An 8590-nucleotide genomic window follows, 5' to 3' on the forward strand; every position below is an offset into this window, starting at 1 on the left:
CCGTCGGGCGAGGGCGTATCGAGATCCCGATCCGAGACGCGAACTCAGGGCAACGCGTCGATCAGCGCCGTCGGCTCCACCCGCGGACCGGTGAAGAACGGGGTCTCCTCACGCACGTGCAGCCGCGCCTCGGTCGCGCGCAGATCGCGCATCAGGTCGACGATGCGATGCAGTTCCGGCGCCTCGAAGGCCAGCAGCCACTCGTAGTCGCCGAGCGCGAAGGACGACACGGTGTTGGCGCGGACGTCCTTGTAGGCGCGGGCGGCCTTGCCGTGGTCGGCGAGCATCTTGCGGCGCTCCTCGTCGGGGAGCAGATACCACTCATAGGACCGCACGAACGGGTAGACGCAGATGTAGTTGCCCGGTTCCTCACCGGCGAGGAACGCCGGGATGTGACTCTTGTTGAACTCGGCGGGACGATGCAGCGCGACGTTGCTCCAGACCGGGTCGCAAGCGCCGCCGAGGATCGTCTCGCGGCGGAACCGCGCATAGGCGGCCTGCAGTTGCTCGACGGTCTCCGCATGCCACCAGATCATGAAATCGGCGTCCGCGCGCAGACCCGACACGTCATAGACACCGCGGACCACCACACCCGAATCCTCGAGCGACTTGAAGAAATCGGTGGCATCCGACTTCGCCTCGTCGCGGTCGGCGGGCAATTCTCCGGCACGCACGGCGAACACCGAGAACATCAGGTAGCGGATGGTGGCGTTGAGTTCTGCGTAGTCCAAGCGGCTCATGTGTTCATCGTGCCACCGGCATCGCGTGGGTGGTCAGTCAGGTCAGGTCGGCGACCAGCGCGGTCACCGCGCGGCCGGCGTGGCCGATACACGCCGGGACACCGACACCGGCGTAGGTCGAACCGACCAGCGCGAGGCGGGCCGGGTGGACGCCGAGCAGGTCGTCCATCACCGCGAGGTGACCGGGCGCGTACACCGGCAGGCCACCTGTCCAGCGCTGCACGACCAGGTCGGTCACCCGCCCCGACGGCGCCGGCACACCCGCCGCACGGCACACCTCGTCGAGATCCTCGAGGGCCTCGGTGCGGATGCGGTCCTCGACGGCGGGCTCGGCCGTGTCGTCGGGGACGGGTGCGCCGTACCGGCCGAAGGAGGCCCGCACCGACACCGAACCACCGCCGCTCAGATGGGCCCACTTCTGAGAGCTGAACGTGAACGCCTTGGCGCGCAGGTCCTCTCCGGTCGCCACCAGCACTCCTGAGTGGTCCGGAAGCGGTGTGCCGGGGGCCAGCGCGATGGACACGACCAGCGACGACGCCGGCTGTACCGCCGCCAGCGGAGCCGCGATATCGGGTGCCACGCCCCGCAGGAGCAGAGCGGCCTGCGGGGCCGGCAGCGCCACCACCACGCCGTCGTAGTCGGTGGTCCCGACGCCGGCGACGTCCACCGTCCACCCGCCGGGGCGCGCCGCCAGCCCGACGACGCGCCTCGAGCGCCGCGGGACGATCCGCGCGGCGTCGACGAGCGCGTCGACGAGCACCCGGTAGCCGCCCACGAGCGTCCCGAACACCGGCCCGCCACCGGCCCCGGCCGAGGTCAGCTCCCCTACCGCGGCCGTCAGACCGGCGGCGCCGGCGTCCAGGCGGACCGCCAGCGCCGGCAGCGCCTCGCGCAGACCGATGTCGTCGGCCAGGCTCGAGTACACCCCGCCGAGCATGGGGTCCACACTGCGCGCCACGACCGAGGGCCCGAACCGGTCGGCGACGAGTTCGCCCACCGACGGGTCCGCGCCCGGGTCCCAGCGCCAGGGTCGGTCGGGTTCGGTCGCGATCCGCTGCACATCACGTGGATCTGCGAGTCCGGCAACGGCTTCCGGGCAGGCCGGGATACCCATCAGCGCGGGGGCGGGTAGCGGGTGCAGCCGACCGCCGGCCCACACCGCGGGACGGCGGTTCGTCGGCGAGACGACCCGGTCGGCGAGACCGAGTTCGGTCACCAGGTCCAGCGCCTCGGGCCGTCGCACGATGAACGCCTCGGCACCGACGTCGACCGCCCGGTCACCGACGGTCCGGGTGTAGAGGATTCCGCCGAGACGGTCATCCGCCTCGTAGAGGTCGATCTGCGCGTCGGGTCCCAATGCCTGCCGCAGCCGGTACGCGGCGGTCAGACCGGAGACTCCTCCGCCGACGACGGTGACCCGCACCGACATCAGAGGCTGTGGACGAGTTCGACGACGCGCGTCAGCACATCCGGGTCGGTGCCCGGCAGGACCCCGTGGCCGAGGTTGAAGATGTGTCCCACGGCCCCCACACCGATCGCGCGTTCCCCGTCGGCGACGACGCGACGGACCTCGCGGTCGACGACGTCGGGACCGGCGAACAGCAGCGTCGGGTCGAGGTTGCCCTGTACCGCCTTGCCCGGCCCGATGCGGTGCGCCGCCTCGTCGAGCGGCACCCTCCAGTCGACGCCGACGACGTCGGCACCCACCTCCGACATCGCGCCGAGCAGTTCACCGGTGCCCACCCCGAAGTGGATGCGGGGCACCCGATAGGACGCCACCTCGGCGAACACCCGGGCACTGTGACGCGCCACGTAGGTCCGGTAGTCGTCCCGCGACAGCATGCCCGCCCACGAATCGAACACCTGGACGGCGTCGACCCCGGCATCGAGCTGCGTGCGCAGGAAGGTGATCGTGATGTCGGTGAGCCGACCCATCAACGCATGCCAGGTGTCGGGATCGCCGTGCATCAGCGCTTTGGTGCGCTCGTAGTTGCGGCTGGGCCCGCCCTCGATGAGGTAGGACGCCAGGGTGAACGGGGCTCCGCAGAACCCGATCAGCGCGGTCGTCTCGGCGAGTTCGGCCAGCAGGAGCTCGATCGCCCGGGCGATCGCGCCCACCGACTCCGCCTCCAGCCGCGGCAACGCTGCGACGTCGGCGCTCGAGCGCACCGGGTGCGCGATGACCGGCCCGGTACCCGCGACGATGTCGAGATCCACACCTGCAGCCTTGAGCGGCACCACGATATCGGAGAACAGGATGGCGGCATCCACATCGTGCCGGCGGACCGGCTGCATGGTGATCTCGCAGACGAGTTCCGGATCGAAACACGACTCGAGCATGCCGTGGTCGGCGCGGATGGCGCGGTATTCGGGCAGGGAACGGCCGGCCTGACGCATGAACCACACCGGCCTGCGGCTGGGCGTCTCACCGGTCGCGGCGGCTACCAGCGGGCGATGGTGGGCGCGGCGGCTTCGGGATCGGGTTGTCTCGGACATCAGTCCATACTCTGCCATGTGTCGGCGCGCCTCCGACGTCGGTGGGGTGGCCGGTCCTACCGTCGAGTGGTGACCTCTTCTGGAGCTCCGACGGAGCCTGCTGACTTCCGCGCCGCAGTCGCATCGCTGCACGCCGCGCGGATCCGGCCGGAGATCGAGGTCGGGCCTATCCGTCCGCCGCAGCGGCTGGCTCCCTACAGCTATGCCGTCGGCGCCGAGGTCCGCACCGGCGACGATACCGACGAGATCCCCGTGGATTCGACCGGCAGTTCGTTCGGCCGCCTGATCCTGCTCTACGACCCGGCCGGTCAGGACGCCTGGAACGGCACGATGCGGCTGGTTGCCTACGTCCAGGCCGAGGTCGAGGCCGCCCTCGCGATGGATCCGCTGCTGCCCGAGGTGGCGTGGAGCTGGCTCTCGGATGCGCTGGGGGTACCCCCGGGCAAGACCGCGAGCGAACCCGACGTGTCGTCGTCGGGACGTTCCATCGAGGTCACCGCGCTGGGCGGCACCGTCACCTCCACGACGTCGGTGCGCTACGGCGACATCGCCGGCCCGCCGCGCGCCCACCAGCTGGAGCTGCGGGCGTCCTGGACGGCCACCGGACCCGAACTCGCCGGACATCTGGAGGCCTTCTGCGACGTGTTGTCGTCGGCCTCCGGCCTGCCTCCCGTCGGCGTCACCGAACTGGGTCCGGCCTGAGCGGGATACGGACCGATCATGACCAGCGGTGACGATCCGAGGCGGGGATCACCCACCGCCGACGACGACGCGGCCGAGCCGGCCACCGTTCCTCTCCTGCACCCTGCCGGCGGGGTGCCACCGGTCCTGACGACGACCACCGAGTTCGACGAGGCCGCGATGCAGATCGCGGGTGGCGAGGGTCCGATCGCGGTGGACACCGAACGCGCGTCGGGCTATCGCTACTCCCAGCGCGCCTACCTCATCCAGATCCGTCGCACCGGCGCCGGCACCTTTCTGCTGGACCCGATCGCCGAACCCGAAGGACTCGCACCGGTCATCGAGGCGCTCAAGGGCCCCGAATGGGTGCTGCACGCCGCCGACCAGGACCTGCCCTGCCTGCGGGAACTCGGCTTCGTTTGCGACACCCTGTTCGACACCGAACTCGCCGGCCGCCTGCTGGGGGCGGGCAAGGTCAACCTCGCCGCGATGGTCGCCGACTTCCTCGGTTTCGGCCTGGTCAAGGGTCACGGGGCCGCCGACTGGTCCCGGCGCCCGCTCCCCGACGAGTGGCTGAACTATGCGGCGCTCGACGTCGAGGTGCTCGTCGATCTGCGCCACGCGGTGCACGCGGCACTGACCGAGGCCGGCAAGGACGAGTGGGCGCGCCAGGAGTTCGCCTACATCCTCGACCGTCCACCGACCCCGCCGCGCCCCGACCGCTGGCGCAAGACGTCGAACATCCACGCCGTCAAGAGCTCGCGGGCGCTCGCAGCGGTCCGGGAACTGTGGACGGCGCGCGAGGAGCTCGCGCAGCGTCGCGATGTGGCGCCGGGACGGATCCTGCCGGACTCGGCGATCGTCACGGCGGCGACGGCGAACCCGAAGTCGGCCGACGAACTGACCCGTCTCCCGATCTACGGTGGCCCGCGTCAACGTCGCCAGGCGCGGGTGTGGCTCGCCGCCCTGCAGCGGGCCCGGGAACTCGAGGAAAGCGAGCTACCCTCCCGCAAGGCACCGACGGTGGGTCTGCCCCCTTTCAACCGGTGGGATCAGCGCAACCCGGAGGCCGCCGCACGCGCCGCGAAGGTTCGTCCGGTGATCCGCGACGTCGCCGACACCCAACGGGTCCCGGTGGAGAATCTCCTCGCGCCCGATCTCGTGCGGCAGCTGTGCTGGGAGGGAGTCGAGTTGCCGGCGAACCCCGAATCGGTGGGCCGCCGCCTCGCGGCCGGTGGGGCCCGTCCGTGGCAGCGGGATCTGGTCGCCGGCGCCATCGCCGAGGCGCTCAACACCGTCGAGCAACCCGGCACCGAGTGATCCGACCCCGAGTGATCCCCCGCCTCCGGCTGATCGGAGTGTGGAGGGTGGAGGGTGAACTCAGTCTGATTCGGGTGTGCTGGTCACATCATCCGTCGGCGACACATCGGCCTCGCCCGACGACAACCCCGTCGTGTCGAGGCCCGGCGCCGACTCCATACCCGCGACGGTCGCGGTGATGGTCCGCGCGAGATCCTGTGCGGTCAAACCGAATTCGGCGAGCAGTTCGCCTCGCGAGGCGTGCTCGACGAACCGCTGCGGGATGCCCCGATGCTGCACCGGCACCAGCACGTCGGCCGCCGACAGCGCATCGCTGACCGCCGCGCCGACACCGCCGCGTACGCCGTTGTCCTCGAGGGTCACCACCAGCCGGTGCCGGGCAGCGAGCGCCGCCACCGATTCAGGGACGGGCAGCACCCACCGGGGGTCGATGACCGTCGCGTCGATCCCCTGACGGCCGAGCCGTTCGGCGGTGTCCATCGCGAGCCCGCAGAACGCGCCGACCGCCACGATGAGCACGTCGCCGGCCGCCGGGCCCATCCCGGGTGCCGCCCGGAACAACACGTCGACACCGTCGTCGAGCCGTTCCACCGCCCGGATGTCTTCGGGCACGGCGCCCTTGGAGAAGCGCAGCGCGGTGGGTCCGTCGTCCACGGCGAGCGCCTCGCCGAACTCCTCACGCAGCCGCACGATGTCGCGAGGCGCGGCCACCCGCATGCCGGGGACCAGCGACAGCAGCGACAGATCCCACATGCCGTGGTGACTGGGACCGTCCGGGCCGGTGATTCCCGACCGGTCCAGGACCAGGGTCACCGGCAGCCGCAGCAGCGCCACATCCATCAGCAGCTGGTCGAACGCCCGGTTGAGGAACGTCGAATAGATCGCGACCACCGGATGTTTGCCGCCGAGGGCGAGGCCCGCCGCCGACGTCATCGCGTGCTGCTCGGCGATGCCCACGTCGAACAGGCGATCCGGGAAACGCTCACCGAAGGCGCTCAGACCGGTGGGTCCGGGCATCGCCGCGGTGATCGCGACGACGTCGCCGCGGCGACCGCCGGCCTCCACCAGCGCCGCCGAGAACACCGATGTCCAGTCCTGCGGTGCGACGCTGGTGGCCCGGCCGGTACGCGGGTCGATGATGCCGGTCGAGTGCATCTGGTCGGCTTCGTGGTTCTCCGCGGGTGCGTAGCCCATCCCCTTGCGGGTGACGGTGTGCACGATCACCGGTCCACCGAACGCGTGCGCCCGACGCAAGGCCGCCTCGAGCGCCCCGATGTCGTGACCATCGACGGGACCGACGTACTTGAGTCCGAGATCGGTGAACATGGCCTGTGGCGCGAGCAGGTCCTTCAGACCGCTCTTCACGCCGTGCAGGACGGCGTAGGTCGGCGGGCCGACCACCGGTACCTGCTTGACCACCTTGCGGCTCTCGTCGAGGAAGCGTTCGTAGCCGGGCTGCAGGCGCAGCCCCGACAGGTGGCTGGCCAGACCTCCGATGGTCGGGGCGTAGGAGCGCCCGTTGTCGTTGACGACGATGACCACGGGACGATCCTCGGCGGCGATGTTGTTGAGCGCCTCCCAGCACATGCCACCGGTCAGTGCGCCGTCGCCGACGACGGCGACCACGGTCCGGTCGTCGCGCCCGTCGAGTTCGAACGCCTTCGACAGCCCGTCGGCATACGACAGCGCCGCCGAGGCGTGCGAGGACTCGACCCAGTCGTGTTCGCTCTCCGAGCGTTCCTGATAGCCGGTCAGGCCGTCCTTCTGCCGCAGTTTGTCGAAACCGTCCTTGCGGCCGGTGACGATCTTGTGCACGTAACACTGGTGGCCGGTGTCGAAGAGGATCGGGTCATGCGGCGAGTCGAAGACGCGGTGCAACGCCAAGGTCAGTTCCACCACACCGAGATTCGGCCCGAGATGCCCACCGGTGGCCGACACCTTCTCGATCAGGAACTCCCTGATCTCGTCCGCCAGGGTGACCATCTCGGCGTCCGACAGCGTCCGCAGGTCGGCCGGCGAACCGATCGTGTCCAGCAGCCCCATCGAGTCCTCCATCATCCAGTCCGCCGGACCACGACCGTGCCGGGTCCGGCCGATCGGTGCACCGGGGGCGCCCGGGGTGCGGGCGCGGTGCCTTGCCTTTCCGGACAGTCTACGGACCTTGCCGACACTGATCGGCCGGGCGCACACCCTGCCCGGACGCGCGGGTCACCCGCGACGGCGTTCCGGCACGAGACATGCGACGGCCTCCACGTGATGTGTCTGCGGAAACGCATCGAACGCCCTGATCTCGCGGGGCCGGTAACCGTGTTCGGCGAAGAGTGCGAGATCACGCGCGAACCGACCGACATCACACCCGACATGGACGATCGCGGCGGGATCGGCGTCCGCGATCGCGTCGATGACCGCCGGGCCGGCGCCGGTGCGCGGCGGATCGAGCACCACCACATCCGGCGACGGGAGGTCACCCACCACCGCAGTCACCTCCCCGCGATGCAGAACGGGGCGGTCGTCACCGTCGAAGGTCTGTGCAGCCGCCGCCAGCGCCGTCGCGTCGGACTCGACCACGTGCACCGACCGCACCGGCCCGAGGGTCGCCGCGTCGAGCAGTGCGGCCGCGAACACGCCGGCGCCGCCGTACAGGTCCCAGGCGACCATCCCGGCGTCATGCCGCGGAAGGCTCGCGGCGGCGAGCATGTCGACGACCGCGTGCGCGTAGGCCGTCGGCGCCTCGCGGTGCGCCTGCCAGAACCCGGTGACCGGGATGTGCCAGATCCGGTTCCCGACCTGGTGGGTGGCGACCGGCTCCCCGTCGATCACCCGTTCGGCGCGCGGTGCGTCGCGGCTCCGCCGGGCCGCCTGTGCCCGTCCCCGCCGATCGCGTGCCCGCCCGCGCTTGGGGGGACGGGGCGGGGCCAGTTCGACGATGTGTCGGCGACCGTCCATGTCCGCGGCAACCGCCAGGTCGGCACCCGGGGTGAATGCGAACGCGTCGAGGCCGTCGGTCATCCCGGCGACGGGGGCGGCGCACCGGTGGCCGGCGACGATCGCCGAACCGCCCAGGGCATGCATGCCGGGACGACCCTGCGCGTCGACGCCGAGCCGGGTGCGCACCCGCCAGCGCGTGCCGTCGTCGCCGAGCGATCTCATGAGATCCTCGCCGGCACCAGCGGCATCGAGATCGTCGGCGGTGAGTTTCCCGATCCTGGCCAGCGCATCGACCAGGATGCGACCCTTGAGCATCCGTGCGTGCGCCTGCTCGATGAACCCGAGGTCACAGCACCCCGCGCCGTGACGCGCGGCATCGCACACCGGCTCCACGCGATGCACCGACGACTCGAGGACCTCGGTGG

7 protein-coding genes are annotated in these 8590 nt (G+C 71.0%); 2 read left to right on the top strand and 5 right to left on the bottom strand.

The window, feature by feature from the left end:
- Positions 1–44: 44 nt before the first annotated feature.
- From hemQ to hemE, 3 genes are read right to left on the bottom strand one after another with little or no spacing between them, the layout of a single operon-like run.
- Positions 45–740: a hydrogen peroxide-dependent heme synthase gene (hemQ, locus tag GORHZ_RS19960; protein WP_006336171.1), complete on the bottom strand. Its 696-nt coding sequence runs from the start codon at positions 738–740 to the stop codon at positions 45–47.
- 37 nt (positions 741–777) lie between these two features.
- Positions 778–2169 carry a protoporphyrinogen oxidase gene (gene hemG / locus GORHZ_RS19965; RefSeq protein WP_006336172.1) on the bottom strand — a complete coding sequence of 464 codons (1392 nt, stop codon included), beginning with the start codon at positions 2167–2169 and terminating at the stop codon, positions 778–780.
- Complete coding sequence (gene hemE, locus GORHZ_RS19970) at positions 2169–3236, bottom strand: uroporphyrinogen decarboxylase (protein ID WP_006336173.1); 1068 nt, start codon at positions 3234–3236, stop codon at positions 2169–2171. The genes hemG and hemE overlap by 1 nt, the downstream gene beginning before the upstream one ends.
- Before the next feature lie 69 nt (positions 3237–3305).
- Between hemE and GORHZ_RS19975 the strand changes: the two genes are divergently transcribed.
- Positions 3306–3938, top strand: a complete 633-nt coding sequence (locus GORHZ_RS19975) for a DUF3000 domain-containing protein (RefSeq protein ID WP_040532634.1) — start codon at positions 3306–3308, stop codon at positions 3936–3938.
- An 18-nt stretch (positions 3939–3956) separates the two neighbouring features.
- Complete coding sequence (locus GORHZ_RS19980; protein WP_006336176.1) at positions 3957–5237, top strand: HRDC domain-containing protein; 1281 nt, start codon at positions 3957–3959, stop codon at positions 5235–5237.
- A gap of 60 nt (positions 5238–5297) precedes the next feature.
- Here GORHZ_RS19980 and dxs read toward each other — a convergent pair whose 3' ends face one another.
- Both dxs and GORHZ_RS19990 read right to left on the bottom strand, forming a co-directional pair.
- Positions 5298–7280, bottom strand: coding sequence for a 1-deoxy-D-xylulose-5-phosphate synthase (dxs, locus tag GORHZ_RS19985; RefSeq protein WP_051999005.1), 1983 nt, complete (start codon positions 7278–7280; stop codon positions 5298–5300).
- A 165-nt stretch (positions 7281–7445) separates the two neighbouring features.
- The coding region (locus tag GORHZ_RS19990) for a class I SAM-dependent RNA methyltransferase (RefSeq protein WP_006336178.1) at positions 7446–8590 on the bottom strand (1145 nt) is incomplete at its 5' end.

Origin of the sequence: Gordonia rhizosphera NBRC 16068, assembly GCF_000298195.1 — a bacterium.
GTDB classification, from domain to species: Bacteria; Actinomycetota; Actinomycetes; order Mycobacteriales; family Mycobacteriaceae; genus Gordonia; species Gordonia rhizosphera.